Origin of the sequence: Iodobacter violaceini (assembly GCF_011601265.1) — a bacterium.
Taxonomy (GTDB): Bacteria; Pseudomonadota; Gammaproteobacteria; order Burkholderiales; family Chitinibacteraceae; genus Iodobacter; species Iodobacter violaceini.
The window spans coordinates 128767-155180 of record NZ_JAAOLX010000001.1; the positions used below are offsets into that span (position 1 = coordinate 128767).

Consider the following 26414-nt stretch of genomic DNA (forward strand, 5'->3'; position numbering starts at 1 on the left):
TTTTGTGTAATAAGCCAAATGCCAAGGATGAATCATGATTCAAATTGTAGTTCTGCCCCACCCCCAGCTTTGCCCCGAAGGTGCGGTGCTTGAAGCCGAAGCGGGCACGTCGGTTTGCGATGTCCTGCTTGCAAACGATATTGAAATCGAACACGCCTGCGAAAAATCCTGTGCCTGCACCACCTGCCATGTGATTATTCGTGAAGGCTTTAATTCACTGGCACCTTCTGATGAGCTGGAAGACGATATGCTGGATAAAGCATGGGGCCTTGAATCCGAATCGCGCCTGTCTTGCCAGTCTATTATTACTGACACAGATTTAGTGGTAGAGATTCCAAAATACACCATCAACCACGCCCGCGAGCATCATTAATTTACAGCTCATGCCCTGCGCAGTGCAGATCGCAAACGGCTGAGGCCGCTGATAAAAAAACATCTGGCCCCGCAAACGGGAAAAACAAACCAATAAGAAACAGCTTTTTATTTCTTATGAGACAAAAAGGATTGAATCATGAAATGGACAGATTCCCGCGAGATTGCCATTCAGCTGGCTGATAAATTCCCGGAGCTGGATCCTAAGACCGTACGTTTTACTGATTTAATGCAGTGGGTTATGGAATTAGAAGGCTTTAATGATGACGCGAAACACTGCGGTGAAAAAATTCTGGAAGCCATCCAGCTGATGTGGATGGATGAAGCAGACTAAGCCCCATTGCAACATAATGGCTGCAGAGGCTGATACTGTAGCCATTTTTATGTATAACAAAAACAATCTATATAAAGTGCCGGTTTAAAGACAATCCCTCTGATTTCTTAAGCATTTACACCTTAGTTTTTACACTGAATAAAAGATAATTTTAAATAAACATCCCTCTTGTAACATTGCATGCCTTCTCCTTGCTATTTATTCAGCTAAAATGACAAGGAAATATACGGAGCTTTGCATGGCCACATCCCCCCGCTCTGGCGGACAGAAAACATCACGACCACTCTCTGCCCCCCGGTTCGTATTTGAATCCAGGGCTGCACTGGATCGAATTTTATCGAAAGCTGAAAGCTATGCCGGCGTATTTCCTGCCCATATTGGCACGATTGTGGATCACCTTGGCCGTGCTTGCGATCTGAACCGTAATGTTGTGATTGGCATGATTATGCTGCGTCAGGACGGCACTTACGCTATCCGGCACGCCATTAATGTGGCCTGCGTGGTAGAGCTGGCCTTACGCGATTTAGGCCGCTCCCCCACAGAGCGGCGCTCTGTTGTTGCAGCCGCTTTAACCATGAATATCGGCATGTATGCCATTCAGGAAAAACTCTCCACCCAATCCGGCCCGCTGAGCGAAGAGCAAAGACTGCTGATGCAGGTTCACCCGGTTGAAGGCAGAGATACGCTGCGCAGGCTGGGCGTGACTGATCCGCTGTGGCTGGATTATGTTTTACAACACCATGAAATCCCTGATGGCAGTGGCTACCCTCAGCAGTTGTCTGGCGATGCCATTCACTTTGAAGCGCGTCTGATCGGCATTGCCGACCGCTATTGCGCCATGCTGACCCGCAATGCATGGCGGCGCGGGCAACTGTCTGATCTGGCTTTGCTCACTTCGCTTACAGGCTCTGCCAACAGCATTGATGTCAAGCTGGGCCGCCTGTTTACTCAAACCATGGGGCTTTACCCACCGGGCGCGGTTGTGCAGCTGCTTAATGGCGAAGTGGGCATTGTCAAACGTCCTGGCGTGAGCGAGCAAACCCCGATTGTTGCCGCCATTTTTAATAAGCAATGGCAGCCCCTGGTGGATATCGTTGAAAGGGACAGCGAGGATATCGATTACAGCATTATTGGTGTCATCGAAAGCCAGCGTATTGCCGGCCTCGTACCTATGGAAGATGTCTGGGGAAGCGACGCAGCCGGGGCCTGAGCCCTTCAAGACCGGCCTGCAGTTTCATAAATACATCCCCTTTTACAGCCAAAATCTATACGCAATTAGTTAACACAGATCAATAATTAAACACAAAGCGTATTGCACGCCAATCAAAAAGAGCACACAATCCACGCAACGTGTAGATAAGGTGCCAATATGCAATCCGCTCAACAAACAATCCTTCGCGATGCCATGCGACTGCTCAACCTCACCCGCGATGCGCTCACCGAGCGCCTGGGTGTAAGCCGGCGCGCTTTAGACAGCTGGCTGCTGCCTGACAACTCAAATGAACACCGCAGTATGCCCACCATTGTTGAGCGATTTTTGGCTGAAATCCTCAGCCAGGATACAAAAGTTGCGCCTGCACACCATGTCAGCACAGCAAACTGGGCGCCTCACCTGCTTTCTGTTGAGCAATTCTCACGCGAATCCGTAGAAGAGCTGTTTCGCATTGCAGATATTATGCAGCCCGTAGCCCGCAGGCAAAAAACCTGCCGCGTGCTTGAAGGCGCCGTACTGGCCAATCTGTTTTTTGAAGCCAGTACCCGCACGCGCATCAGCTTTGGCGCTGCATTCTGCAGGCTGGGCGGATCGGTCTGCGACACCACCGGCTTTACTTTTTCATCGATGGCCAAGGGTGAATCCATCTATGACACCAGCCGTGTTGTCAGTGGCTACGCCGATGTGATTGTTGTCCGTCACCCCGAACAAGGCGCGGTGGCCGAGTTTGCAGAAGCCAGCAATATTCCCATCATCAACGGTGGCGATGGCCCTGGCGAGCACCCCACCCAGGCCCTGCTCGATCTCTACACCATGGAGCGCGAGTTTTCCCGCCTTAATAAGCTGATTGATGGCAGTCATATTGCACTGGTGGGCGATTTAAAACATGGCCGGGCCGCCCATTCATTAGCAAAATTACTGGGCCTGTATCAGGGGCTGAAAATAACGCTGCTTGCACCAACCGGCCTGGAAATGCCTGCAAGTATTCTGGATGCGGCCAGCCGCAATGGAAACGTGATTGAATGCACCGACAATCTGGCCAGCGGGCTTGCCGGAGCCGATGTGATTTACGCAACCCGCGTGCAAAAAGAACGGATGCAGGGCGAAGTCATGGAAGGCTATGGTGAAAACTTCCAGATCAATCTGCGGGCAGTCGATACCTTCTGCAAACCCGATGTAATCGTGATGCACCCGCTGCCCAGAGACAGCCGCCCAGGTGCAAATGACTTATCTACTGATTTAAACCAGGACCCAAGGCTGGCTATTTTCCGCCAGACTGATAATGGGGTGCCGGTACGCATGGCGATTTTTGCCAAGTTGCTGGGTGTAGACCAGCAAATACAGCACAGCCTGCGTGATATCAGCTGGGTACACCCACAAAAATTAGGACCGAATGACGCATCGTTTGACGAGCTGTAAGCCTGATTTTTGCCAGCCTGCAACCCCTTAAACAGGCTGGCCAGATACTGTAATATCCAGGAGGGCACCTTTTGTGCCCGTGCATCCGTTGCAGCCCATGCGTAAACGCCCCTGATTTCAAACCCCATGTAAGGATATTCCATGCTTTTTGCCGACGTACTTGCCAGCCTGCCTGCTATCGATCACTTATCCGCACTTGAGCTGCTTGATGGCGAAACGCAGGTGGCACGCATTGAAAACAAGCCCGGCCAGGCAGGCAGCGTGCGGGTTTATCACGCGCTTTATCAGGAGTTTGGCGCAATCAACGCCGTTGCTGCTGCGAAAGGCCTGCGCCTTTATGCGGAACACAGCCGGGATGCCCTGGCCTTTCCAGGCAAACACCCCAATATCGACCGCTTATTAACCCTGGCAGAAAATGGAAAACCGTTAGCAGTAAAATTGATTAGCGCTAAAATTTGACCAAGGCGGACGATAAAGCTACATTCCAAGCTGATTCCAAAGAAAAAAGCTCATGCGCTACTCCTTTTTAATAGGCTTGTTTTTTTGCAGCTTTGCCTTTGCAGGCGCGCAAAAAGAAGAACAGCTGTCCTCTAATGTACAAACCGCAATGCAAAGATCGATTAATGACGGGCAATCGCCCAGACTGGTCTTTGCAAATCCTGCAGAAGGCGAAGCCTGGCTGGCGGCGATGTCTGCCCGCCTCGCCAAACGCATCCCGGATGAATTTATCCGCCGCACACTGCTCACCGCCATTCATTACGAAGCCAGCCGTGCAGGGCTGGACCCGCAGCTGGTTTTAGGCCTTGTACATGTTGAAAGTGGCTTTAACCGCTATGCATTATCAGTGGTCGGCGCCAGGGGCTTAATGCAGGTTATGCCTTTCTGGCAAAGATCGATCGGCAGCAGCGGGCACAATTTATTCGATATGAATACTAATTTGCGCTATGGCTGCACAATTTTGCGCCACTACTTAGATATGGAAAACGGCGATTATTTCAGGGCGCTGGGCCGCTATAACGGCAGCCTTGGCCGTGCCGAATACCCGAACTTAGTTTATGGCGCCTGGAAAAATTACTACGCCTATACGGATACGGGCACTAAGCTGGCTGAAAAATAAAAAGGGCCGGGGTATTTCCCGGCCCTTTTCACTGCTTAATGAAAATAAGGGTGACCTGGCAGCTGATCCATCTGCACCAGGCGAATAAAGCCCATATCCATCTGCACCCAGCCGTATTCCATCCATGCGCTCAGCTGTTTATTCACACTTTCCCGGCTGGAGCCCACCATATTGGCCAGCTCCTGCTGAGTCAGTTTTAAATCAATGAGCACACCATTTTCATCATTTATCCCATGCTGATTTGCCAGCTGCTTCAGCGTTTTACCCAGCCGCTGAGGTAAATTCAAAAACAGGGTGTCTTGTAAAAAATCATCCACATTACGTAAGCGCTGGCAAAGCGCAGCAATCATTTGGTGCATCACCTTGGGATGGCGCTCTAAATGCTGCATCACAACATCACGGCGCAACACCAAAAGCTCACAGGGCTCTAAGGTTTCTACCGTTGCGGTTCGCAAGCCACCATCGAGCATGGCAATCTCGCCAAACATTTCTCCGGCTTCCAGAATACAAATGGTGGCCTCTTTACCTTCATCGCTGCTGCGTACCACCTTTAAACGGCCGTGCAAAACAGCAAACATCTCGTCACCTACCGAGCCCTGTACCACCACCATTTGCTTGGCACGCAGGCTGCGCAATTCAGTCTGGGTAGCCAGTTCAGTCAATTCTGCGTAGCTTAAATCACAAAATAAACTGCTTCCTGACAATAACTTCGCTTTATCCATTCAAAATTCCCCAGAGATTATTTAATTGATTTATCAAATCGTGAGACTTGCAATCACAGGCGTGTGATCGGATGGGCGCTCATTTTTTCTAGGCTCACGGTCAATCACGCAAGCACTGCATAAAGGCACTAGTTTTTTTGACAATAAAATATGATCGATTCGCATGCCGGCATTTTTTCTAAAACCAAAACCGCGATAATCCCACCATGAAAAAGATTTTTCTGGCTGATCAAATAAACGATATGAATCTGTTAAACCTAAATCCAGCAAGGCCTGAAAAGCAGCACGCTCTGGTTCTGACACCAAAACCTGCCCCTCCCATTTAGCCGGATCATGCACATCAATATCCTGCGGAGCAATATTATAATCCCCCAGCAAAGCTAATTTTTCGTGACTGGCCATTTCAGTTTTCAGCCATTGGGTCAGCGCCTCCAGCCATGCTAATTTATACGGATACTTTTCTGAATCCAGAGACTGCCCATTAGGAATATAGGCACAAACAAGGCGTACTTCTTTTACCGTTGCGGCAATAAGGCGAACCTGATGATCAACAAAGCCGGGGATATTCACGACCACATCACTTAAAGCTTCCCGCGCAATAATCGCCACGCCGTTATATGTTTTTTGCCCTGCAAACACCACATGAAAACCCGCAGCTTCGATCTCTGCCCTTGGAAAATTAACGTCTTCCATTTTGGTTTCCTGCAGGCAAAGTGCCGTGACATCCGGATTGGCGGCCAGCCACTCCAGCACCTGAGGCAGGCGCACTTTAAGGCTATTCACATTCCACGTAACAATTTGCATAATCCGCTCTATTCCCTGATTCAATCAATTTATGCTGCCATTTTAACTAAACAATCCGTCTTCTTTAACTTTATTCGTGCACATCGCCAAAATAGCCACATAAAACCCAGGCATTTTAAAGACAGAAGGCCAATTAATGGGTTGCTTACAAAAAACAATGCAAGTATTGCACTGTTAGCAAAAAAAACCACACACCGTCATTCAAATATTTGCTGCCCGGCACAGGATAAACAAGCGGTTTTCTGATTTGGTAAACACCGGTTTTTACCAAAAGATAATTTAATTATATTTAAGCCTTGCACCTTTAATGCCAAAGGTATATCAGATTAATCGAATATACAGATCAAAGTAATTAAGCCGAATAAAAATACGGCCCGCTTATTCAACAAAAAAGCCACCGCTTAGGGTGGCTTCAGATATGCAAAGTGATCTCAGTTATTTATGAGACAGATCGGCCGCCTGAAAAACAGCCAGGAACTGATGCTGGCCCACATGAAATTTGCACAAAACAGGATCTTCCAGCTCCTCCGAGCTGCCAGGAAAACCCTCAACTGTATAAGCCGTCTTGATGGTTCTGCCTTTATCTGCGGCATGAAAGACTCTTTCCCCAATACTAAATGATTCCATCTCACAAATTCCTTTCATTATTGTTTCAGGAATGATCAGCTTATTCCCAATATAGCTTTCAGGATAGCTACATCCACTTGACTGAGCGCAAAGAAACCCTGGATACCGCCCACCGGCAATCAATGCCTGCAATGCCGGAGTCATTTCAAACAAAACAACAAAAGAAGATGGGTAAAATTATTCTTCATACAAAATAAACCACAAATAAAAGGCCGCAACAGATGCTGATGCGGCCTTTTAGCTTAATTAAATAACAACGTATCTCTCCGGCGAAAAATAAGCCGCAGCACTTTAAACCATTCCATGCTGCGCCAAGGCCCACTGCACATGCTCCCGGACAAGCTCGCTCGGATCATCTGCTCTGGCGGCCAGTGCGGCAATCACCCCCGCAGACTTTGGCGCGTTGCCAAGACCCACAGCCATATTTCTAAGCCACTGCTCGTAGCCAATGCGGTAAATGGCACTGCCGGCCATTTTCTGTTTGAAATCGGCCTCAGACCAGGCAAAAAGCTCAATCAGCGTGACATCATCCAGACCATGGCGTACATGAAAATCAGCTTCTTTTGTATCCACCGCAAAGCGATTCCACGGACAGACCATCTGGCAATCATCGCAACCATAAACGCGATTACCCAGCATGGGGCGAAACTCCAGCGGAATACTGCCTTTCAACTCGATGGTTAAATAAGAAATACAACGCCGCGCATCGACTTTATACGGCGCGACAATGGCACCGGTCGGGCAAGCCGTAATACAGCGAGTGCAACGCCCGCAATGCTCTTCCTGCTGCGGCGGATCAGGCGGCAGCGGCAAATCGGTAAATAACTCACCAATAAAAAAATAAGAGCCATATTCGCGGTTAATCAGCAGAGTATGTTTGCCCCGCCAGCCTTGCCCAGCCTGCCGGGCGATTTCTACCTCCAGCACCGGTGCGGAATCCACAAATACCCGATGGCCAAAAGGGCCAATTTCAGCCGCCAAACGATCTGCTAATTGCTGCAAACGGCCCTTTAATACTTTGTGATAATCGCGCCCCAGCGCGTAGCGCGAAAGATAGGCCTTACTGCCATCAGCCAAAATTTCTTCTGAATTTGCGGCGGCAGGCGGTAAATAAGGCAGGAAAACCGAAATAAGTGAAATAGTGCCGGGGTGTAATTCTGCAGGTCTGGCACGTTTCATACCGTGCCTTGCCATATAATCCATCTCGCCATGAAAGCCCGCGTCCAGCCATTCTTGTAAACCGGCCTCCGCGTGGCTTAAATCGACGCCGCTAATCCCGGCGCGGGCAAAACCTAATTCAAGCGCCCAGCCTTTAATTTGCTGAGCGAGTTTTTGATAATCTGATAAGGATAGAGACGTATGCATAGCCGCGATGATACCGGCTTCATGCGTTTTTTGCCTGCCAGGCCCCAATTCATCGTATGAGCGTTAAGCCAATGGATACCATAGCCCATGCAAGCCAATACTGATTTCAAATGTTTTTTAGCCGATGAGGATGCCACGCTGGCGCTGGGCGCGCGTTTATCGCAAAGCATAGCGGCAGGCATGGTTATTTTTCTGGAAGGCAACCTCGGTGCAGGCAAAACCACACTCAGCCGGGGCTTGCTTCGCGGGCTGGGTTTTACCGGCCGTGTAAAAAGCCCCACTTATACGCTGGTTGAACCTTATACTGTTTCTAACTTATACTTATATCACTTTGATTTGTATAGATTTAATGATGCCAGCGAATGGGAAGATGCAGGCTTTAGAGACTACTTCAACCCCGAATCCATCTGCCTGATTGAATGGGCAGATAAGGCAGAAGGTCTTTTACCCACCCCTGACTGGATCATTACTTTAATGCCCGAAGCTTTGTCCGAAAGCCGCATGGCCCATATCCAAGCATTTAGTGAGCAAGGCCAAATATGCCTCAATCGACTTCAACAGGTTTAGTTAACCTGCCCCAGCTGGCACGCCGCGATATTCTGCGCGGAGCAAGCGCCAGCCTGCTGCTGGCCGTTACACCCTTTGGCTTTGCTGCGCCTGCCGCCAGCGTAGTGGCCGTGCGTGTCTGGCCTGCTCAGGCTTATACCCGCGTTACCATCGAATCCACCGTCCCCCTCACCTTTAAGCAATTCTCGCTTAAAGATCCGGAGCGGCTGGTCGTCGACCTGGAAGGCATTGATATCAACAACGAGCTGCAAAGCCTGGCCAGCAAAGTGGGCGGTGATGATCCCTATATCCAGCAGCTGCGCGCAGCTCGCAATAAGCCCGGCACGGTACGCCTGGTACTGGATTTAAAAACCGAAATCAAGCCGCAGATTTTTACGCTCAACCCCGTTGGCGAGTACAAGCACCGCTTAGTGATTGATCTCTACCCCGCATCGCAAAATGACCCGCTGCTGGCGTTTTTGGACGATCAAACCAGCGATATCAAGCCAGCCCCGCCCGCACCCGCTACAAAAACAAAGGTAGAAGAAGACGGCACGGTTGATCGCAGCAAAATGAAAGTCGACCGGCTGATTACCATCGTGCTCGATCCTGGCCACGGCGGTGAAGACCCCGGCGCGGTAGGCCCGGAAGGCAATCATGAAAAAACCGTAGTACTGGCGATTGCCAAAAAGCTGAAAGCCCTGCTGGAAAACGAGCCGAATATGCGCGTTGTGCTCACCCGTGATGGCGACTTTTTTGTACCGCTTGGCATGCGCGTTAAAAAAGCCCGCGCAGTGCAGGCCGATTTATTTGTCTCCATCCATGCAGACGCCTTTACCCGGCCCGATGCCAATGGCTCGTCGGTCTTTATGCTGTCTGAAAAAGGCGCATCCAGCACTGCTGCACGCTGGCTGGCGCAAACGCAAAACGATGCCGATTTGATTGGCGGGGTAAAAATCGACGTAAAAGACAAAGCGCTGGCGCACACGCTGATGGATTTAACCCAAACCGCCACCAATAACGACAGCATGAAACTCGCCAAATCCATGCTGGGCGAAATCGGCAATATCAACCGCCTGCACAAACAAGGCATCGAGCAAGCGGGCTTCGCCGTACTCAAAGCCCCCGATATCCCTTCGATTCTGGTTGAAACCGCCTTTATCTCTAACCCACAGGAAGAGCAAAAACTCATTGACGAAGCCTACCAGCAAAAAATGGCCGGCGCCCTGCACAAAGGCATCAAACGCTACTTCGCCAAAAATCCACCGCTGGCGAAGACAAGGATGGCGCAAAGCTGAGACATTTGCAGATCGGGTTAGCGGCTTTATCGCGTCAACCGACATTGATAAACAGGGCAGACCACCGTTAATTTGTTGTGCTCTGCCCCCATCTTCAAATTAAATAAGCAATTCCAACTCAACATCACCATCTTCCGCATAACCCACCTCACAAAAACCCATCCGCAGATAAAGACGTGAGGCAACTTTGTTTGAGGGTTTATGCATGGTGATTACCCGGCGGGCACCTGCCAATTTCATTTCTGCCAAAGCAAGGCGGATGGCGATTGCGCCATAGCCCTTGCCCTGATATTCAGCACCAAGCATAAAACGAAATAGCCAATATAACTCAGGATCTGGCAGATCAACGTCGGGGCAATACATCAAAAAACCAATTACCTGATCAGCCAGGCAAATCACGCGCGGCTGATAATGCGGTTCGAATTTTGATTCGGCAATTGAATAGAGATTAGGTGCCAGAAAATTGGCTTGCTCAGGCGAAAGCTCTAGTTTTGCACATGCCACCCAATTTTCTTTTGAAACAGGCTTCAGCGTAATTAATAAGTCTGCTGATTGATCAGGGTTAATTTTCGAATCTCCCTCTAAGAATAATGGGTAATTTAGCATTAAAAAATGGCAGCTCCCTAACCCTGTCAACTTAGGAGGTGGTAAGAGCGGCTTTAGCCGCAAAAGCCCTGCATATAAAAACATTCCGGGCCAAAGCCGCTCCGCTGCGAAAAACGCTGCATTTAATTCATTTCTTTTGCCAAAGCATAGGCCCGCTGCACAGCTGGCCTCGCTGATATTGTATTAAACCAGCGCTTTAAGGCAGGAAAATCATCCAGGTTTTGCCCTTGCTGAGTATAGGGGACTATCCACGGATAGCAGGCCATATCGGCGATGGAATATTCACCGGCAATAAATTCCTTATCAGCCAGATGTTTATTGAGTACCGAATAAAGCCTTGTGGTTTCGGTTATATAACGATTAATTGCATAAGGGATTTTTTCCGGGGCGTAGAGCGAGAAATGATGGTTCTGCCCTGCCATTGGGCCTAAGCCACCCATTTGCCAGAATAGCCACTGCTGCGTAATTTGCTTAGCGCGAAAATCTGTGGGAATAAATTGCCCGGTTTTTTCGGCTAAATACAGCAGAATGGCGCCCGATTCAAATAATGCAATTTCTTCACCACCATCAGCCGGGTCATGATCCACAATTGCGGGAATACGGTTATTTGGGGCAATGCGTAAATAGTCGGGTGCAAATTGCTCGCCCTTGCCAATATTGATAGGGTGGACGCGATAATCCAAGCCCGCTTCTTCCAAAAATATCCGTACTTTATGGCCGTTAGGCGTCATCCAATAATAGAGATCGAGCATTATTTATCCAGTGACGAGGGTTTAGATGATGATTATTCATATCGCTATCTGTACTGCGACTGAAGCCGCTCACGCGAGCAGCAGCCGCTCACGCTTATTTCGCCAGCGCCCTCAATTGCGTCACGCTTTTACCTGCATGCCCCCAGTTATCGGTATCCACTTCATCAATAATCACAAATGTTGTGGCCGGGTCTTTATTTAAAACGCGCACTAACACATCGGTCACGCCTGCAATCACTTCGGCTTTTTGTTCAGCCGTCGCGCCATCACGCGTAATTTGAATATTTACTACGGGCATAGTGATTCCTTTCAATGAATGAAGTAGGTTTTGAATAGATCAGGGCACTCCATAAAATTGCAACGCCCATTTCAGGCAAACCGCAAAATCCACCTTGTAATCATGCCAAAGGCTTACAAGGAATACACAGGTATAATCGGTCTCACTCCCATTATTTCCGCCTGCTCCTATGCCCCGTATTCAGCAACTGCCCGATCATCTGATTAACCAAATTGCTGCTGGCGAGGTGGTTGAGCGCCCCGCTTCTGCATTAAAAGAATTACTGGAAAACAGCCTCGATGCTGGCAGCCAGAATCTCAGCATCGAACTATTAGCAGGCGGCACCAAGCTGATTAAGGTGATCGACGATGGCTGCGGCATTGCCAAAGACGAGCTGCCACTTGCCTTGCATCGCCACGCCACCAGTAAGATTCGTGATCTGGACGATTTGCAAAAAGTGGCCACACTGGGCTTCAGGGGTGAAGGGCTGGCGAGTATTGCATCTGTATCAAGGCTTACACTCAGCAGCCGCGAGCAAGGCTCAGATTACGCATGGCGGGTGGATGCAGATAATGGCCATGTCAACGAACCCGAGCCCACCTCGCTCAGCCAGGGCAGTACCATCGAGATACACGAACTTTATTATCAGGTACCTGCAAGACGTAAATTTTTAAAATCTGAATCCACCGAATTCGCACATTGCAACGATATGGTGCAGCGTCTTGCGCTGGCCAACCCCGGCGTGCAATTTACGCTCAGCCATAATGGCCGCGCCCAGCTGCGCCTCTTGGCTGGAGATCTGGCCAAGCGCGCGGCGGCGATTTTGGGCGATGAGTTTGTAGCATCCGGCGTGCAGGTGGATGAAGGTTTCGGTGGTTTAAGACTGTGGGGCATTACCGGCTCGCCCACGCTGGGGAAATCCAGCCGCGATGCGCAGTATTTCTTTGTAAATGGCCGCTTTGTGCGGGATAAAGTGGTGCAACACGCCCTGCGAGAAGCCTACCGCGATGTATTGCACCACGATAAACACGCGGCCTATTGCTTGTTTTTAGAGCTGGATCCTGAAGGCGTGGATGTGAACGTTCACCCCACCAAGATCGAAGTACGCTTCAGGGAATCTCAAGCGATTTACCGCTTTATGCTTACCAGCCTGAAAAAAGCGCTGGCCGGCACGCGCGCGGGTACCGTGCCAGCAGGCATTGATCCGGAAACCGGCGAAATCGCCGCGCCAGACTCTAGTGTCATGGCCCCCGCCCCCGCGATGACGCCCAAGAATTACGCTGAAATGGCCTATAAGCAGGGCAACTTCCAGCCGCAGCCGCGTGTGCAAGCGCCTATGGCCTTTTACGACACCATGTTTGCAGATTTAAAACGGGCTCCGGGCGAAGCAAACCCAAGCGATTCAAACAACTGGGCACCCGAACCATTGCCTTCATTTACCGGCAGCGACACCCCGGAGCGAAAATTCGCCCCCGCGGTTCCGGCCGGAGCACTGATGCCCGCAGCTGCCATCGCGCCATCTGCCGCCGCGCCTTCCCGTGCCAGCGACTCGGAAACCGTGCCGCCACTGGGTTTTGCACTCGGCCAGCTGCACGGCATTTATATCCTTGCGCAAAATGCCGAGGGGCTGATCGTGGTGGATATGCACGCTGCGCACGAGCGGGTGGTATACGAGCAGCTGAAAAACGCGCTCGATCTGCATCAAATGCCGACTCAGCCGCTGTTGATTCCGCATGTTTTTGCTGCGGATAAACATGATGTAGCCACGGTTGAAGATCACGCTGAAACGCTGGCTGCGATTGGTTTTGAGATCTCAGTGCAATCCCCCACACAGCTGGCCATCCGCTCCCTGCCCATGCTGCTGAAAGACGCCAATCCGATTGAGCTGGCACAAGCCGTGCTCAAAGATATCCGCATGGTTGGCGCAAGTGAAGTACTGGCAGGCAGACAAAATGAGCTGCTCGCCACCATGGCCTGCCACGGCTCGGTGCGCGCCAACCGCAGCCTCACCATCACCGAAATGAACGCGCTATTACGCCAGATGGAAGCCACCGAACGCAGCGGCCAATGCAATCACGGCCGCCCCACCTGGTTTCGAATGACGCTGAATGAATTAGATAAAATGTTTATGCGCGGGCAATAGAGAGGCACAGTGCCTTCGCGGGCTTAAGGCATTTTATGCTTTTCGCGTGAACAAAATAAAATGCCCCCCTGAACACAGACTTTTCTCAGGGCTGCTTTAGCCGCGAATGATATTAAGAAGCAATGCTTTGCCGCTGCTGTGCGGCACGACACACCCAATGGCGGATTGCACCGCCCTAAAACCCTCACCCAAATGAGCCCACATGCCCAGCAGCGCCTTAATCGTTAAACTCTTCGCCGCCCCATTACTGATCGGCGCGGCGAGTCTGGCCGGCCGGCGCTGGGGGCCGCAAATTTCGGGCTTATTAGGTGGCTTACCACTGGTAGCGATTCCGATTGTGCTGGCGCTGTGGCTGGAATATGGGCCTGAATATGCGATCAAAGCAGCGGGGGCAGCATCGGCAGGCCTTTGGGCCAATGTGGTGTATATGCTGGTACTGGCCCATGCCAGCCGCTATTTTTCATGGCAGGGCACCATCCTGTGTGGCTGGGCGGCTTATTTGCTCACCGCGCTGATCTTGGTCTGGAGCGGCCTTGCCTTGTCCCCCATTGCCGGCATTGGCGTGCTGGCGGGGCTATGGATTGCGATTTACTTTATCCCCAGACCAGAGGCTATCCATAGCTCATCGCTACCCAGGATCGAGCTCTATGCCCGCATGGTGGCGGCGCTGTTGTTGGTGCTGGCGCTCTCCAGCCTCTCTTTACTCTTAGGCAGCACCATGACTGGCGTATTGGCGGGCTTTCCTGTTGCCGCCACGGTGATTCCGGCATTTACGCTGGCCAATACGGGCCGCAATGCGCTATTACTGCAATTACGCGGCTTTTTAATGGGGCTGACAGGGTTTAGCATGTTCTTTTTGGTATGGACACCGCTGGCAAGCCATATCGGCCTGCTGGCCTTTATTCCCGCCCTGATCGCCGCACTCGCCACCGGCATGCTGGTCAGATTTTTAAGTCATCGTTTTCATTGATGGCAGTAAAATACAAAAACCTAAAATCTGCAGACACAGGGAGCACGGAGTTTAAACGCAGAACACGGAGCAAAAATTGAGTCATCTCAGGCCGGGCAATGCCCGCCGTTTTTATCTCATTTCATGGCAAAGTCTGGCGGATTTCACCCCAATCCTATTTATTTAATAAACAAAACCAGCGGAAAATAATGCATTTGTTGATAGGATTGGGATATACCTGCCCTACAAAAACGGCATTACATTTTGTCGTTTTCTCTGTGAAACTCTGAACCCTCTGAGATTCAAAATTTGGGTTTACCAAAACCCACCATTTTCAATTTTTATAAAGTTATATCGCCATGCCGAATTCCTCTCCTGCCATTTTCTTAATGGGCCCTACCGCCAGTGGTAAAACCGCCAGTGCGATTCATTTGCTGGAAAGCGGCTTGCCGGTAGAGTTAATTTCGGTTGATTCGGCGCTGGTATTTAAAGATATGGATATCGGCAGCGCCAAGCCAGGTGCGGATGAGCTGGCCCGTGCTCCGCATCATTTAATTGATATTATTTCACCTGAAGAAGCCTATTCTGCCGCGCAATTCCGGCGTGATGCCCTGGCTTTAATGGCCGATATTACAGCGCGTGGCAAGGTGCCGGTACTGGTGGGCGGCACCATGCTGTATTACAACACCCTGCAGCATGGCATTCATGAATTACCCCAGGCAGATGCGGCGCTGCGGGCAAAAATCCACGAAGAAGCCACACTGCTTGGCTGGCCAGCCATGCACGCCAAACTGGCCGCCATCGATCCTGTCACGGCAGAACGGCTTAAATCCACCGATGCACAGCGTATCGAGCGTGCCTTGGAAATATGCACCCTCACTGGCAAAAAAATGTCGGATTTACTGGCCGAACCTGCCAGCGGTGCTCTGCCTTATCGCCTGCTTAAAATCGCCCTGCTGCCGCAAGACAGAAAATGGCTGCACGATCGCATTGCGCTGCGTTTTGATCAAATGCTGGAGCTGGGTTTACTCGATGAAGTAAGCCGCTTGCGGGCTAAATATGATTTATCACTGGAACTGCCATCGATGCGCTGCGTGGGCTACCGGCAGGCTTGGGAATATCAGGATGGCCTCGTGGATTACCCAACCATGCGCGAAAAAGGCATTGCAGCAACCCGACAGCTGGCCAAACGTCAGCTGACCTGGCTGCGGGGAATGGATGATTTGCTGGAGATTAATTGCCAGGAAGAAAACTTGGCGGAGCGGGCAAAAACCGCGATTGAGGCCTGGCTATAAGCGATGGCGCACTGGCTTCAGTGCGCCACTGACTACACACTCAGATTAATCACGCTGCCTGATATTGCGCCAGTAACAGGATTATTCTCCCCCTGAGTCAAACGCTCTGGCGCAACTTGCGTCTGCCTGACGTAATCCTCTTGCAGCTTCATTTGATACTGATGATCATAAGCCTTCAGAGCCTCAATCCCCCCTGTCTGGCAGGATGTACATCCGCTAACCCCCATTACACACCTCCTGATTAAGCCCACACCGCTGACCATCAACGCTGTGGGTATTTAGTCGTGAGGCGGGGGAAAACATGACATGCCCTCGTGCACAGAAAAACCACGGATAAAGGATGATGTTGTGTGCTTTTAACTATTTCAGAGCGGTGCAAGGACCAAAGCGCCAGGTTTTAATGCGGTGATTTATCATCGCGCCAGCGCTGCATCTGTCTTTCGGCCCAGCGCTCTAATGGCCCGCCCAGATTGATGACCAGCAGCGCTAAAATCACCACAAACGCAGCAATATCAATATAGCCAGCACCACATGCCAAACCGATCGCCGCCGTAAGCCAGATGGATGCGGCGGAAGTCAGGCCTTCCACCATATTATCGCTGCGATGCACAATCAGGCCCGCCCCCAAAAAGCCTATCCCCGTAATCAAGCCCTGAGCCACACGGCTGAAGGCCTGGGCATCGTCGTGGCTGATCACGCCATTTAAAGCAATCATCAGCCCTGCACCCAAAGAGACCAGGGCATGGGTACGCACACCCGCTGGTTTCTTATGCATAAAACGATTAATGCCGATCAGCCCGCCCAAAAACACAGCCACAATCAGACGTAAAAAAATATCGAAATCCTGCAGCATTCTCATCAGGCTTTACCACCGCTTATGAACGGCAAGAAAATAACGAAAGCAAAAAGCAATCTCATTAAAATTCACCGCTGAGAATTGAGTAAGCCAAACATCAAAGATAAAGCATAAAACACTTAACGCGGCATAAAACTTGCATCGTGCAGTAATTCACCCACGCCATTAATAAAAAACTGCACCCCGATACAAATCAGCATAAAACCCATAATTCTTGAAATGGCACTGATACCATCATCCCCCAGCACGGCAAACAAACGGCTGGAGGCGCGTAAGGTGAGCCAGCAGATAAACGCTGTGGCAGCAATGCCAAGTACCAGCAATGAATAACCAGCCCAAACAGGGATATGCCTTTGCGAGTGCAAGGTAGAAGACATTGAAATCACCACCGCAATCGAGCCTGGCCCAGCCATTGAAGGCATGGCAAGCGGGGTAAAAGCAATTTCACGTCTGGCGCCCTGCTCTGGCTCATCCTCAATTTTGGGCGAAGACTCAGGAAACAGCATCCTGAAGCCCAGATAAATCACCACCATCCCGCCCGCAATGCGTAAGCCAGGAATAGAGATATTAAAGAAATCCATAATCAGCCCCCCTGCCACCAGGAAGGTGATTAAGATGCCTGCCATATAGTAGCAAGCCAGCTTGACCTGCTGCTTTCGCTCCGCCTCAGATAAATGCACAGAAATTCCCGGCAAAATGGCAGCAGTCGCAAGGGGATTAATGATGGGCAAAAGTGCCGTAACCGTAGTCAGGATGTAAGACAGGTACTCCAGTACCAAGCGAAATAGAGTCATCTTGTCCACGCAAAAAAGGGAAGCTTACACGTAAACCGTGGTCTTCCCTTTTATTTAGATCAAGAATAGAGACAGTTTATCCAGCTGTATTAAATGCTTCCAGCCTGGCTTCGATAGTGGAAAAATTCCACACAGGATAGGCTGGCAGGCCATTTACATAGGGAGGGATCGCCTCACCCATAATCAAAGGTGCAAAATAGCTGCGTGCGGCTGGCGTGATATGAAAGCCATCGGCGCGGATATATTCAGCGGGCAGGTGTTTTTCGTGGTTAGCGACTTCTTCCAGCTTCACCGAGCCAATAGTCCAGGCATAAGGTGCTTCGCTGATGCGAACGATTGTTGGCATCACGCCACGCTCACCGGCCAATGCAAACTTCACTGCGGCAGTACCCACGGCCATGGCCTGATCCACATCGGTTCCGGACGCCATATGGCGCGCTGCACGTTGCAGATAATCAGAAACTGCCCAATGGCATTTATGGCCTTGAGCCGTTTTAATCAGCTGCGCCAGATAAGGCGCTACACCGCCCAGCTGTGCATGACCAAAAGCATCCGTGCCACCCGCTTCGGCCACAAATTTACCTTCCGCGTTTTTAATCCCTTCTGCAGCCACAATCACGCAATAGCCTTCGCGGGCGATGGTGGCTTCAACGGCAGCAAGGAAAGTAGCCGCATTAAATGTGACTTCCGGCAGCAAAATCAGGTGCGGAGGCAAGTTACCTTCGCCAGACGCTAAGCCTGCGCTGGCTGCAATCCAGCCCGTATGACGGCCCATGACTTCCATAATAAATACTTTGGTGCTGGAGCCACACATGGATGCCACATCCATACCCGCTTCGCGGATCGATGTGCCCACGTATTTGGCCACCGAGCCAAAGCCTGGCGAGCAATCCGAATGCGGCAAGTCGTTATCAATGGTTTTAGGCACGTGAATCGCGGTGAGATCGTAGCCAAGGTATTCGGCGTGCGCGGCGATTTTCATGCAGGTATCTGCAGAATCACCACCGCCGTTATAAAACAGATAGCCGATATCATGCGCGGCAAAAACTTCAAACAAACGGGTCAGCTCGCGGCCAAAGCGCAGCTTATGGCGGCAAGAGCCAAAAGCACCGCCAGGGGATGCGGCCAGCGCGGCCAAATCAGCTTCGCTCATACAAGCGGTATCAATCAGCTCTTCCGCCAGCACACCTAATACCCCATTTTTGGCGGCAAACACACGGCCAATCTGATCCGGATGAGCGCGGGCGGCCGCAATCACCGCAGCAGCGGATGCATTAATCACAGGGGTTACACCACCCGATTGGGCGTAAAGCGCGTTTCTGGCCATGAGCGTTTCCAAAAAGATAAATTCTAGGCGCGTATTTTGCGCGTTGCAGCATGTTTAGTCATCGGGGCTTTTTGCATTAGGGTTATTCAGCATCATTTAAAGTGTATTTTTCACCCCGGGTACAGCGTCCGTATTAACAATCTCAGCATCTTTTCCGGCCTGATAAATCTATACTACGAATTAGCGCCTTTTTGGTGATTTTCGTATGTTTAATGAAAGCAACTGCACAGTATTGCTTGTTGACGATCTGGCTGAAAACTTACTGGTAATCAGCAGCCTTCTCTCTCCCCACTATCGTGTACTTGCGGCGTCATCAGGGGAAAGATGCCTGCGCATTCTGGCCAGCCAGGCCTTACCTCATTTAATTTTGCTCGACATTATGATGCCTGGTCTTGATGGCTATGCCGTGCTTAAAAAAATCCAGGAAATGCCCGAAACACGGGATATTCCGGTTATTTTACTCACCGCCTTAGCCGATGCAGGCAGTGAAGAGCTGGGACTGCAACTTGGAGCGGTTGATTACATTATCAAGCCCGTAAAGCCTGCGGTATTACTTGCCAGAGTACGCACCCAGCTTGAGGCCCATCAGGCACGCAGCTGGCTGAAAAACCAGAACACAGCGCTTGAAGCCGAGATTTCCCGGCGTATGGCAGAAAATGATATGACCCAGCAGGTCAGCATCCGGGCGCTCGCCCATCTGGCCGAGATTCGCGACCCTGAAACCGGCAACCATATTTTGCGCACCCAGAGCTATGTGCAGCTGCTGGCCCTTAAGCTGCAGAATCACCCGCGTTTTACCGATACTTTAAACGCGCGGTATATCAACTTACTCAGCCGCTCTGCCCCTTTGCACGATATTGGTAAAGTCGGCATTCCTGATCATATTTTGCTCAAACCCAACAGCCTTGACGCACATGAGTGGGAAATTATGAAAACCCATTCCAAGCTGGGCAGCCAGGCCATTGAGATGGCCGAAAAGGATATCGAGCACCCGGTTGAGTTTCTTACACTGGCCAAAGAAATTGCCCGCTGGCACCACGAAAAATGGAATGGCAGCGGCTACCCCGATGGCTTATCAGGTGATGCAATTCCAGTATCTGCAAGGCTGATGGCGCTGGCCGATGTGTTTGATGCCCTGATTTGCCGTCGGGTATACAAACAAGCCCTGCCCTATGAAGAAGCCAGATTAATGATTAAATCAGGCAGTGGTCAGCATTTTGACCCGGATATTGTGCAAGCTTTTCTTGATCACTTTCCGGATTTCACCGCCATCGCCGAACGCTATCTGGATTGCGACTAAGCAAACGGGGGGGCAGCTATGCACAGAGAGTTAAAACTACCTCTTACCCGTATTTTCAAAACCGTGCTGAGCTACTCAGCCATGGCCGTGCTGGGCATGCTTTTAAGCAGCAAAATGATAGAAATGCTGCTTGCCAGATCATCAGAACCTGAACCGCTTTCGCTGCTGAAAGACAGCTTGATGATTCTGGCCTGCATCCTGCTGCTGAGGCTGGTATGGCAACAACTGCTGCACCGGGATGTCCCCCGGAATAATCTCTCCGGCTACGGCAAAAAACTGGGAAGGCTGTTTTCTGTACTGGCCACATTTATTCTGATTTTTAGCGCCGCCAGCATTATTTACCGGGTAAATACCGCAGAAGAGATTCATGCAGCCAGAATGCAGGCCATTGTGGATTTAAAAATACGGCAAATATCCGATTGGCTAAAAGAGCGGGAAAGCGATGCCGAGCTGCTGCAAACCAGTGACATTTATGCAGAGCTCTATCAACACTGGCACACTGATCCGGGCAAGAAAACACTGTTGCTTCAGCGGCTGGAGCAATTTAACAAAATAAAAGGCTTCAGGGCCAGCAGCCTGCTCGATCCGGAGGGCAATCTGCTCTGGAGCTCATCCCAACTCCCGCCCCACCCGGCGCTGCAAATCACACTGCAACAGGCCATCAGAACACAAAAAATACAGAGGTTTGGCCCCTATCTGAATACACTGGCCCAGCCCAGCTTAGATTTTATCGCCCCGCTCAACACAAAAGATGGCGCGGCCCCTTTTATTATTTTGCACAGCAACCCCGCAAACTGGCTGTTTCCTGCTTTAGAAAACCAGCCTGTTCCCAGCCAGACCAGCGATACCGTTTTATTCAGGCAAGAAGGGGATCAGATCCTGTTTTTAAATCAACCCCGCTTTAGCAAAGCCCCTCCGCTCACAACCAGAATATCGATTTCTAAACCCCTGCTTACATCACGTTTTTTAAGCAATAAATCCCCCTTTAATGCCATGCTTCGCGGCCGTGATTATCGTAATGAAAAAGTAATGGGCATCGGCCGTGCAGTACCTGATACCGATTGGTATTTGATCTGCAAAATGGATCAGTCGGAGATTTATGATGAAATCATCAAAGATGCCATCTGGATTAGCCTTGCCGGGCTGCTGGCGCTTTTTATGGCCAGAGCAAGCTATGTGATGTTGCGCCAGCAGGAGCAATTGGTATTGGCTGCCAATACCCGTCAGTTACAAAATGAGCGCTTGCAGGCCGTTAAGCTTTTTTCCAATATTGCAGACAACTCGGAAGACGCCATTTTCGCCAAAGATATGCAAGGCCGCTATATCCTGATCAACCGGGCAGCCAGCCGTTTTGTTGCACAAAGTGTCAGTGATTTACTGGGAAAATCTGACTATGATATTTTTCCGCCAGAGCAGGCAGAAATGCTGGTCAAAACGGGTCGTATTGCCATTGAAAATGGCATTGTACTGACTCAGGAAGAAACACTGGATCTGCCGGATGGTCAGCACGTTTTTTTAGCCACCAAAGGGCCGCTTTATGACGAAAAAGGCAAAATCATCGGCCTGTTTGGCGTGTCCCGCGATATCACCGAAAGAAAACAGGCCGAAATTGTATTACGTGAAAGCGAAGAGCGCTTTCGCGCCATCGTTGAGCAGTCTTTAGCCGGCATTTATATTATTCATCGCCATCGTCTTAACTATGTAAACCCGGGCTTTGCCAGAATATTTGCATGGGATGATGCCGATACACTGATCAATATGGGTGATATCGGGCATTTGATCAGCGCAGAAGATCAGGAGCGGGTGCACCAGCTGATCCGGCTGGCCGAAAGCGGCGAAATAAGTGATGTTCACTTTTATTTTACCGGCGTAAGACAGGATCACGAGCTGATCGATATTGAGTTTTATGGCCGTAAAGTTGATAACAAGGGCCACCCTGCACTGATCGGCCTGATTCTGGACATCACTGAACGCAAATCCGTTGAGCAAACGCTGACTCAGCAGTCCGAAGAATTACGCCAGCGCAATGCCGAACTAGAGCGCTTTAACGCCGCGATGGTTGATCGCGAGCTGGATATGATAGAACTGAAGCGCCAGATCAAAGCTTTAAGTCATAACACCACGATATCAAGTGATGATTTATCTGGCACAACGCCATGAATACCCCTGCTGAACAAACACTCCCCCTCCTGTGGCAACGCTTACAAACACACCGGGGCCTGCACTATATTCTCGCCTGCATGCTACCCATGCTGATGCTGATTCTTCGCAGCGAATTTTCGGTTTCGCTGGGCGATCGGACACTGCTGATCCTGTATATTTTGCCCATAATAATCAGCGCTTTTTTAGGAGGATTTCTACCGGGCCTGATCAGCACACTGATATCGGCAGTATGTGCCGCTTATTTGATACCCCCTGCAAATAGCTTTGCCATTGCGGCTCCATACGATCTTTTACAGTGGGCCATTTTGCTCATTAATGGGCTTTTACTGAGCTTACTCAGCGAATATCTGCACCGCTCACGCAAAAATGCATCCGATCGCTGGCAAGCAATGCTTGCCATTCAGAATCAATTACTGCAAAGCGAGCTACGCTTTCAGGCCACATTTGAGCAAGCCGCCATGGGCATTGCACTGGTAGCCCCCAACGGACAATGGCTGCGTGTGAACCAGAAGCTTTGCCAAATCATGGGCTATCAGCAGGGCGAGCTATTGCAGATAGGCTTTCAGGATATAACCCACCCTGAAGACTTACAAACCGACGAGGACTATGTGGCGCAGGTGCTGGCAGGCCAGCTGCAAACCTACTCGATGCAAAAACGATATATACGCAAAGATGGCGATTTAATCTGGGCCAACCTCACCGTATCCTTAGTGCGGACCCCTTCTGGTGAGCCCAATTATTTTATTTCTGTGGTCGAAGATATCCAGGCCAGAAAACAAGCTGAGGCCGCTTTAAAAGAAAGTGCTTCTGCATTAAAAGAAGCCCAGCAACTGGCCTGCATTGGCAACTGGAGCTGGCAAGTGGCCGAAGATGTACACGACTGGTCGGAAGAAATTTACTCGATTTATGGCAGAGACCCGGCACTGGGCCCGGCCCTTTATCCCGAAGTGCAATCCTATTTTTCAGCAGAGAGCTGGCAGCAATTATCCGGCGCGGTCAATCGCTGCTTAAAGGAAGGCTTGGCCTATGAATGTGATGCCGGGGTGATCCGTGATGATGGAAGGCATCGCTGGATTACTGCGAGGGGAAAAGCCCGCCGCGATGCATCGGGAAAAATATCTGCTTTGTATGGCACGGTACAAGATATTACCGGGCGTAAAAATGCCGAAATCGCCCTGATCAACAGCCAGAATGAAGCACTGGAAAAACAAAACCGCGACCGCCTTGCCGCGCTAAACCTGATGGAAGACGCCATTTCCGCCCGCTCCAGCGCAGAAGCCAGCAATGCCGCCCTGAAAGAAAGCGAGCAGCGCCTGCTGATGGCTCAGGAAGGCGCTCATGTGGGCATCTGGAACTGGGACATCGCCAACAATCAAATTTACTGGTCACCCGAATGCGCCAGGCTCTATGACACGCCTGACGACCAGAAAATCAGCCGCCGCCACTGGCGCTCATGCATCTGCCCTGAGGACTGGCTGAGAATAGAATCTCTGCTCAAAAATAAGAATGCTTACCGGGAAGCCTTTGAGGTGGAGTACCGTATTTGTAAAAGATCCGGGGAAATCCGCTGGCTGATCAGTAAAGGCCGGGCGCAATACCTGGAGAACGGCCAGTTGCACCGTATCTCCGGCATTGTGCTGGATATTACCGAGCGTAAAAAAACCGAAGAGCAATTGCGCAAATTATTTTTGGCGGTAGAGCAAAGCCCGGAAAATGTCATCATTACCGACGCGCGTTTGTGCATCGATTATGTAAACACCTCATTCGTGCAGAACACCGGCTACAGCAAAGAAGAAGTCATCGGGCAGCCATCGCGCTTTCTGCAATCGGGCCTGACCCCGGCAAGCACCTACACCAGCTTAAAACAGGCGCTGAAGTCTGGCATGGCCTGGCATGGGGAATTTATTAACCAGCGTAAAAATGGTGAAATTTATACGGTATTTGCGTCTATTTCCCCCATCCGCCAGGAAGACGGAAAAATCACCCACTACCTGGGCACACAAGAAGATATCACCGAGAAAAAACGCTTAGGACTGGAGCTGGACCGCCACCGCTTTCACCTGGAAGAGCTGGTTTCTGAGCGGACTGTACAGCTGGCCGAATCACGCGAAAAAGCAGAATCGGCCAATCTGGCCAAGAGTGCGTTTCTTGCCAATATGAGCCATGAGATTCGCACGCCCATGAATGCCATTATGGGGCTGACCCATTTGCTGCTGCGGGATGGCGCTACCCCGCATCAGTCGCTGCGGCTCAATAAAATAAATCACGCCGCCCAGCACCTGTTATCTGTCATTAACGACATCCTCGATTTATCTAAAATAGAGGCCGGAAAATTACACCTGGAGCAAAGCGATTTCTCGCTGACCGCCCTGTTTGATAATGTCTGCACACTGATTAACGATACCGCTTCAGCCAAAGGGCTGGCGATTGAAACCCATATTGACAAAGTACCCTCCTGGCTGCATGGCGATGCTACCCGGCTGCGCCAGGCCCTGCTGAATTACGCCAGTAATGCCGTGAAGTTTACCGAACAGGGCAAAATCACTCTGAGTGTCAGCGTAGAAGAAGAGCTTGCCGATGAGCGGCTCTTGCTGCGCTTTCAGGTACAAGACAGTGGTATCGGCATTGAGCCTGACAAAATCCCCAGACTCTTTCAAAACTTTGAGCAGGCCGATGTATCGACTACCCGTAAATACGGCGGCACGGGCCTTGGCTTAGCCATCACCCGGCGCCTTGCTGAAATCATGGGCGGCAGTGCAGGCGTGATGGCTGCGCCCGTCAGGGGCAGTATTTTTTGGTTTACCGCCCTGATCAGCAAGGGCAGCGGCCCCCGCACTCAGCCAGACCCGCAAAGCCTGGCACAGACAGAAGCCGAGCTGCGCCAGTGTGCAGGCGCCCGTCTCTTAGTCGTGGAAGACAATAGTATTAACCTGGAAGTCATTCTGGATTTACTGGATGGCAGCGGCCTGATACTGGATACCGCGGTCAATGGCCAGGAAGCACTGGAAAAAGCCCGGGCCAATCAGTACCAGCTGATTTTGATGGATATTCAAATGCCGGTGATGGACGGGCTGGAAGCCACAAGAAAGATCCGCCAGCTGCCTGGCTGGCAAAACCAGGCCATCCTTGCCTTAACCGCCAGCGCCTTTGATGAGAACAAACAAGCCTGTGAAGAGGCAGGTGTAAATGGCTTTATCAGTAAACCCGTCAGCCCCGAATCCTTATTTAAAGCCCTGCTGCAATGGCTGCCTAAAAATCACCCCAAAGATCAGCCACTGCGCTTTGAACAACGCACAAAACAAGCCAGCCTGATTCAAGAACAAGAGCTTGCAAGGCTGGCCGCGCTGCCCAGGCTGAATATCAGCCGTGCCCTTGAAATGCTCAGAGGAAACAGTGCCAAATATCTGGATTTACTCCGCCGCTTTGTCAGCAGCCATGCTGGCGATATGGCCCGGCTGGACGAGCACTTGCTCGCCGGGCAGCCGCGCGAAAGCCTGCTGATCGCCCATACGCTGAAAGGCGCAGCGGCGGTTTTAAGCGTCGATAATATTGCAGAACTCGCAGCCCGGCTGGAAGCGGCCCTCAATCAGCAGCTACCCGCAGCAGAGCGAAACCCGCTGATGGATGAAATAAACCATGAGCTTGTGCAGCTCAATAAGCTGCTTTTTCCACCCGCTGAAGAGGCAGACTACCCTCTGTCTAAAATTCTGGCCGGGCTGGATTTACTCCTCAGCCAGAACGATACCGCCTCACTCACGCTGTTTGATCAGCACGCAGAGCAACTCTTCAAAACCTTAGGCCCCGCCACAGAAGAGCTGGCAAGCCAGATAGGGCAATTTAACTTTGAAACCGCCTCGGGCACCTTACAACAGCTCATCAGTAAGGCGCATCTTAAAGGCGATTAAGCCTGCCCAACTGCCCTTGTGGCGGCACTCTGCTTGTACAGCATTTTTTTCAGGCGATTACGAATCAACGAATGCTCATTTCACAGAATAGAACCTGTAGCCACCCAGAGCTCTGAAAGTAACCCGGGCAAGCCCAATTAACAGCACACAAATCATAGAAATATCAGGTCAATTTGGCGTAATATGACTACATATGTTATGTCAGACTAATCAGAAGGGGCCTATTGGAG

The 26414-nt window shown here is 50.8% G+C and carries 25 protein-coding genes; 14 read left to right on the forward strand and 11 right to left on the reverse strand.

The window, feature by feature from the left end; genetic code table 11:
• Nucleotides 1-34: 34 nt before the first annotated feature.
• The 6 genes from fdx to HA050_RS00580 all read left to right on the forward strand — a co-directional run bounded on the left by fdx (nucleotide 35) and on the right by HA050_RS00580 (nucleotide 4455).
• On the forward strand, nucleotides 35-373 hold the full coding sequence (gene fdx, locus HA050_RS00555; RefSeq protein ID WP_166820743.1) for an ISC system 2Fe-2S type ferredoxin: 339 nt from the start codon (nucleotides 35-37) through the stop codon (nucleotides 371-373).
• 138 nt (nucleotides 374-511) lie between these two features.
• Complete coding sequence (iscX, locus tag HA050_RS00560; RefSeq protein ID WP_099397400.1) at nucleotides 512-706, forward strand: Fe-S cluster assembly protein IscX; 195 nt, start codon at nucleotides 512-514, stop codon at nucleotides 704-706.
• Between the two features lie 238 nt (nucleotides 707-944).
• Nucleotides 945-1916 carry an HD-GYP domain-containing protein gene (locus HA050_RS00565; protein ID WP_166820746.1) on the forward strand — a complete coding sequence of 324 codons (972 nt, stop codon included), beginning with the start codon at nucleotides 945-947 and terminating at the stop codon, nucleotides 1914-1916.
• A gap of 159 nt (nucleotides 1917-2075) precedes the next feature.
• On the forward strand, nucleotides 2076-3338 hold the full coding sequence (locus HA050_RS00570) for an aspartate carbamoyltransferase (RefSeq protein WP_166820749.1): 1263 nt from the start codon (nucleotides 2076-2078) through the stop codon (nucleotides 3336-3338).
• 141 nt (nucleotides 3339-3479) lie between these two features.
• Complete coding sequence (locus tag HA050_RS00575) at nucleotides 3480-3797, forward strand: DUF2322 family protein (protein WP_166820752.1); 318 nt, start codon at nucleotides 3480-3482, stop codon at nucleotides 3795-3797.
• A gap of 52 nt (nucleotides 3798-3849) precedes the next feature.
• On the forward strand, nucleotides 3850-4455 hold the full coding sequence (locus tag HA050_RS00580) for a lytic transglycosylase domain-containing protein (protein ID WP_099397396.1): 606 nt from the start codon (nucleotides 3850-3852) through the stop codon (nucleotides 4453-4455).
• A 35-nt stretch (nucleotides 4456-4490) separates the two neighbouring features.
• On the opposite strand, the gene HA050_RS00585 is transcribed toward HA050_RS00580, so the two are convergent.
• The 4 genes from HA050_RS00585 to queG all read right to left on the reverse strand — a co-directional run bounded on the left by HA050_RS00585 (nucleotide 4491) and on the right by queG (nucleotide 7973).
• Nucleotides 4491-5177, reverse strand: coding sequence for a Crp/Fnr family transcriptional regulator (locus tag HA050_RS00585; RefSeq protein ID WP_115226013.1), 687 nt, complete (start codon nucleotides 5175-5177; stop codon nucleotides 4491-4493).
• Nucleotides 5178-5210: 33 nt separating this feature from the next.
• Nucleotides 5211-5981, reverse strand: coding sequence for an exodeoxyribonuclease III (gene xth / locus HA050_RS00590; protein ID WP_166820755.1), 771 nt, complete (start codon nucleotides 5979-5981; stop codon nucleotides 5211-5213).
• 435 nt (nucleotides 5982-6416) lie between these two features.
• On the reverse strand, nucleotides 6417-6752 hold the full coding sequence (locus tag HA050_RS00595; RefSeq protein WP_166820758.1) for a hypothetical protein: 336 nt from the start codon (nucleotides 6750-6752) through the stop codon (nucleotides 6417-6419).
• A 147-nt stretch (nucleotides 6753-6899) separates the two neighbouring features.
• A complete protein-coding gene (gene queG / locus HA050_RS00600; protein ID WP_166820761.1) occupies nucleotides 6900-7973 on the reverse strand; it encodes a tRNA epoxyqueuosine(34) reductase QueG in 1074 nt (357 codons plus the stop codon).
• Nucleotides 7974-8060: 87 nt separating this feature from the next.
• On the opposite strand from queG, the gene tsaE reads away from it, so the two are divergent.
• Together tsaE and HA050_RS00610 are read left to right on the forward strand one after the other, a co-directional pair.
• Nucleotides 8061-8540, forward strand: a complete 480-nt coding sequence (gene tsaE / locus HA050_RS00605) for a tRNA (adenosine(37)-N6)-threonylcarbamoyltransferase complex ATPase subunit type 1 TsaE (RefSeq protein WP_166820764.1) — start codon at nucleotides 8061-8063, stop codon at nucleotides 8538-8540.
• Entirely contained in the window at nucleotides 8513-9817 is a 1305-nt protein-coding gene (locus HA050_RS00610) for an N-acetylmuramoyl-L-alanine amidase (protein ID WP_166820767.1), read from the forward strand. The genes tsaE and HA050_RS00610 overlap by 28 nt, the downstream gene beginning before the upstream one ends.
• Before the next feature lie 99 nt (nucleotides 9818-9916).
• On the opposite strand, the gene HA050_RS00615 is transcribed toward HA050_RS00610, so the two are convergent.
• From HA050_RS00615 to HA050_RS00625, 3 genes are all read right to left on the reverse strand, one after another.
• Nucleotides 9917-10507 carry a GNAT family N-acetyltransferase gene (locus HA050_RS00615; protein ID WP_205836239.1) on the reverse strand — a complete coding sequence of 197 codons (591 nt, stop codon included), beginning with the start codon at nucleotides 10505-10507 and terminating at the stop codon, nucleotides 9917-9919.
• A 38-nt stretch (nucleotides 10508-10545) separates the two neighbouring features.
• The gene (locus HA050_RS00620) at nucleotides 10546-11175 is read right to left on the reverse strand and encodes a glutathione S-transferase N-terminal domain-containing protein (RefSeq protein ID WP_166820770.1); all 630 of its coding nucleotides are present in this window, start codon (nucleotides 11173-11175) and stop codon (nucleotides 10546-10548) included.
• 94 nt (nucleotides 11176-11269) lie between these two features.
• Nucleotides 11270-11473 (reverse strand): tautomerase family protein, encoded by a 204-nt coding sequence (locus HA050_RS00625; RefSeq protein ID WP_099397430.1) that lies wholly within the window; start codon nucleotides 11471-11473, stop codon nucleotides 11270-11272.
• A 169-nt stretch (nucleotides 11474-11642) separates the two neighbouring features.
• Between HA050_RS00625 and mutL the strand changes: the two genes are divergently transcribed.
• From mutL to miaA, 3 genes are all read left to right on the forward strand, one after another.
• Nucleotides 11643-13595, forward strand: a complete 1953-nt coding sequence (mutL, locus tag HA050_RS00630) for a DNA mismatch repair endonuclease MutL (RefSeq protein WP_166820773.1) — start codon at nucleotides 11643-11645, stop codon at nucleotides 13593-13595.
• A gap of 202 nt (nucleotides 13596-13797) precedes the next feature.
• Nucleotides 13798-14565: a hypothetical protein gene (locus HA050_RS00635; protein ID WP_166820776.1), complete on the forward strand. Its 768-nt coding sequence runs from the start codon at nucleotides 13798-13800 to the stop codon at nucleotides 14563-14565.
• Nucleotides 14566-14903: 338 nt separating this feature from the next.
• On the forward strand, nucleotides 14904-15839 hold the full coding sequence (gene miaA / locus HA050_RS00640) for a tRNA (adenosine(37)-N6)-dimethylallyltransferase MiaA (protein ID WP_166820779.1): 936 nt from the start codon (nucleotides 14904-14906) through the stop codon (nucleotides 15837-15839).
• 32 nt (nucleotides 15840-15871) lie between these two features.
• On the opposite strand, the gene HA050_RS00645 is transcribed toward miaA, so the two are convergent.
• The 4 genes from HA050_RS00645 to HA050_RS00660 all read right to left on the reverse strand — a co-directional run bounded on the left by HA050_RS00645 (nucleotide 15872) and on the right by HA050_RS00660 (nucleotide 18816).
• Entirely contained in the window at nucleotides 15872-16066 is a 195-nt protein-coding gene (locus tag HA050_RS00645) for a hypothetical protein (protein WP_166820782.1), read from the reverse strand.
• A gap of 170 nt (nucleotides 16067-16236) precedes the next feature.
• Nucleotides 16237-16698 (reverse strand): MgtC/SapB family protein, encoded by a 462-nt coding sequence (locus tag HA050_RS00650; protein ID WP_099397382.1) that lies wholly within the window; start codon nucleotides 16696-16698, stop codon nucleotides 16237-16239.
• A 116-nt stretch (nucleotides 16699-16814) separates the two neighbouring features.
• Nucleotides 16815-17489: a MarC family NAAT transporter gene (locus HA050_RS00655; protein WP_166820784.1), complete on the reverse strand. Its 675-nt coding sequence runs from the start codon at nucleotides 17487-17489 to the stop codon at nucleotides 16815-16817.
• A 76-nt stretch (nucleotides 17490-17565) separates the two neighbouring features.
• Nucleotides 17566-18816 (reverse strand): 6-phosphofructokinase, encoded by a 1251-nt coding sequence (locus HA050_RS00660; protein ID WP_166820787.1) that lies wholly within the window; start codon nucleotides 18814-18816, stop codon nucleotides 17566-17568.
• A 205-nt stretch (nucleotides 18817-19021) separates the two neighbouring features.
• Here HA050_RS00660 and HA050_RS00665 point away from each other — a divergent pair, with 205 nt between their 5' ends.
• Genes HA050_RS00665 through HA050_RS00675 form a run of 3 tightly spaced genes read left to right on the forward strand, consistent with a single transcriptional unit; the run spans nucleotide 19022 to nucleotide 26184 of the window.
• Entirely contained in the window at nucleotides 19022-20116 is a 1095-nt protein-coding gene (locus tag HA050_RS00665) for an HD-GYP domain-containing protein (protein WP_166820790.1), read from the forward strand.
• A gap of 18 nt (nucleotides 20117-20134) precedes the next feature.
• The gene (locus HA050_RS00670; RefSeq protein WP_166820793.1) at nucleotides 20135-22276 is read left to right on the forward strand and encodes a PAS domain S-box protein; all 2142 of its coding nucleotides are present in this window, start codon (nucleotides 20135-20137) and stop codon (nucleotides 22274-22276) included.
• Nucleotides 22273-26184 carry a PAS domain S-box protein gene (locus tag HA050_RS00675; protein ID WP_166820796.1) on the forward strand — a complete coding sequence of 1304 codons (3912 nt, stop codon included), beginning with the start codon at nucleotides 22273-22275 and terminating at the stop codon, nucleotides 26182-26184. The genes HA050_RS00670 and HA050_RS00675 overlap by 4 nt, the downstream gene beginning before the upstream one ends.
• The last annotated feature ends 230 nt before the right edge of the window (nucleotides 26185-26414 follow it).

What these genes read in the sequence shown, in the direction of transcription:
- fdx (WP_166820743.1), top strand. Translation starts at nt 35, where the DNA reads ATGATTCAAATTGTAGTTCTGCCCCACCCCCAGCTTTGCCCCGAAGGT.
- iscX (WP_099397400.1), top strand. Translation starts at nt 512, where the DNA reads ATGAAATGGACAGATTCCCGCGAGATTGCCATTCAGCTGGCTGATAAA.
- HA050_RS00565 (WP_166820746.1), top strand. Translation starts at nt 945, where the DNA reads ATGGCCACATCCCCCCGCTCTGGCGGACAGAAAACATCACGACCACTC.
- HA050_RS00570 (WP_166820749.1), top strand. Translation starts at nt 2,076, where the DNA reads ATGCAATCCGCTCAACAAACAATCCTTCGCGATGCCATGCGACTGCTC.
- HA050_RS00575 (WP_166820752.1), top strand. Translation starts at nt 3,480, where the DNA reads ATGCTTTTTGCCGACGTACTTGCCAGCCTGCCTGCTATCGATCACTTA.
- HA050_RS00580 (WP_099397396.1), top strand. Translation starts at nt 3,850, where the DNA reads ATGCGCTACTCCTTTTTAATAGGCTTGTTTTTTTGCAGCTTTGCCTTT.
- HA050_RS00585 (WP_115226013.1), bottom strand. Translation starts at nt 5,177, where the DNA reads ATGGATAAAGCGAAGTTATTGTCAGGAAGCAGTTTATTTTGTGATTTA.
- xth (WP_166820755.1), bottom strand. Translation starts at nt 5,981, where the DNA reads ATGCAAATTGTTACGTGGAATGTGAATAGCCTTAAAGTGCGCCTGCCT.
- HA050_RS00595 (WP_166820758.1), bottom strand. Translation starts at nt 6,752, where the DNA reads ATGACTCCGGCATTGCAGGCATTGATTGCCGGTGGGCGGTATCCAGGG.
- queG (WP_166820761.1), bottom strand. Translation starts at nt 7,973, where the DNA reads ATGCATACGTCTCTATCCTTATCAGATTATCAAAAACTCGCTCAGCAA.
- tsaE (WP_166820764.1), top strand. Translation starts at nt 8,061, where the DNA reads ATGCAAGCCAATACTGATTTCAAATGTTTTTTAGCCGATGAGGATGCC.
- HA050_RS00610 (WP_166820767.1), top strand. Translation starts at nt 8,513, where the DNA reads ATGCCTCAATCGACTTCAACAGGTTTAGTTAACCTGCCCCAGCTGGCA.
- HA050_RS00615 (WP_205836239.1), bottom strand. Translation starts at nt 10,507, where the DNA reads ATGTTTTTATATGCAGGGCTTTTGCGGCTAAAGCCGCTCTTACCACCT.
- HA050_RS00620 (WP_166820770.1), bottom strand. Translation starts at nt 11,175, where the DNA reads ATGCTCGATCTCTATTATTGGATGACGCCTAACGGCCATAAAGTACGG.
- HA050_RS00625 (WP_099397430.1), bottom strand. Translation starts at nt 11,473, where the DNA reads ATGCCCGTAGTAAATATTCAAATTACGCGTGATGGCGCGACGGCTGAA.
- mutL (WP_166820773.1), top strand. Translation starts at nt 11,643, where the DNA reads ATGCCCCGTATTCAGCAACTGCCCGATCATCTGATTAACCAAATTGCT.
- HA050_RS00635 (WP_166820776.1), top strand. Translation starts at nt 13,798, where the DNA reads ATGCCCAGCAGCGCCTTAATCGTTAAACTCTTCGCCGCCCCATTACTG.
- miaA (WP_166820779.1), top strand. Translation starts at nt 14,904, where the DNA reads ATGCCGAATTCCTCTCCTGCCATTTTCTTAATGGGCCCTACCGCCAGT.
- HA050_RS00645 (WP_166820782.1), bottom strand. Translation starts at nt 16,066, where the DNA reads ATGGGGGTTAGCGGATGTACATCCTGCCAGACAGGGGGGATTGAGGCT.
- HA050_RS00650 (WP_099397382.1), bottom strand. Translation starts at nt 16,698, where the DNA reads ATGAGAATGCTGCAGGATTTCGATATTTTTTTACGTCTGATTGTGGCT.
- HA050_RS00655 (WP_166820784.1), bottom strand. Translation starts at nt 17,489, where the DNA reads ATGACTCTATTTCGCTTGGTACTGGAGTACCTGTCTTACATCCTGACT.
- HA050_RS00660 (WP_166820787.1), bottom strand. Translation starts at nt 18,816, where the DNA reads ATGGCCAGAAACGCGCTTTACGCCCAATCGGGTGGTGTAACCCCTGTG.
- HA050_RS00665 (WP_166820790.1), top strand. Translation starts at nt 19,022, where the DNA reads ATGTTTAATGAAAGCAACTGCACAGTATTGCTTGTTGACGATCTGGCT.
- HA050_RS00670 (WP_166820793.1), top strand. Translation starts at nt 20,135, where the DNA reads ATGCACAGAGAGTTAAAACTACCTCTTACCCGTATTTTCAAAACCGTG.
- HA050_RS00675 (WP_166820796.1), top strand. Translation starts at nt 22,273, where the DNA reads ATGAATACCCCTGCTGAACAAACACTCCCCCTCCTGTGGCAACGCTTA.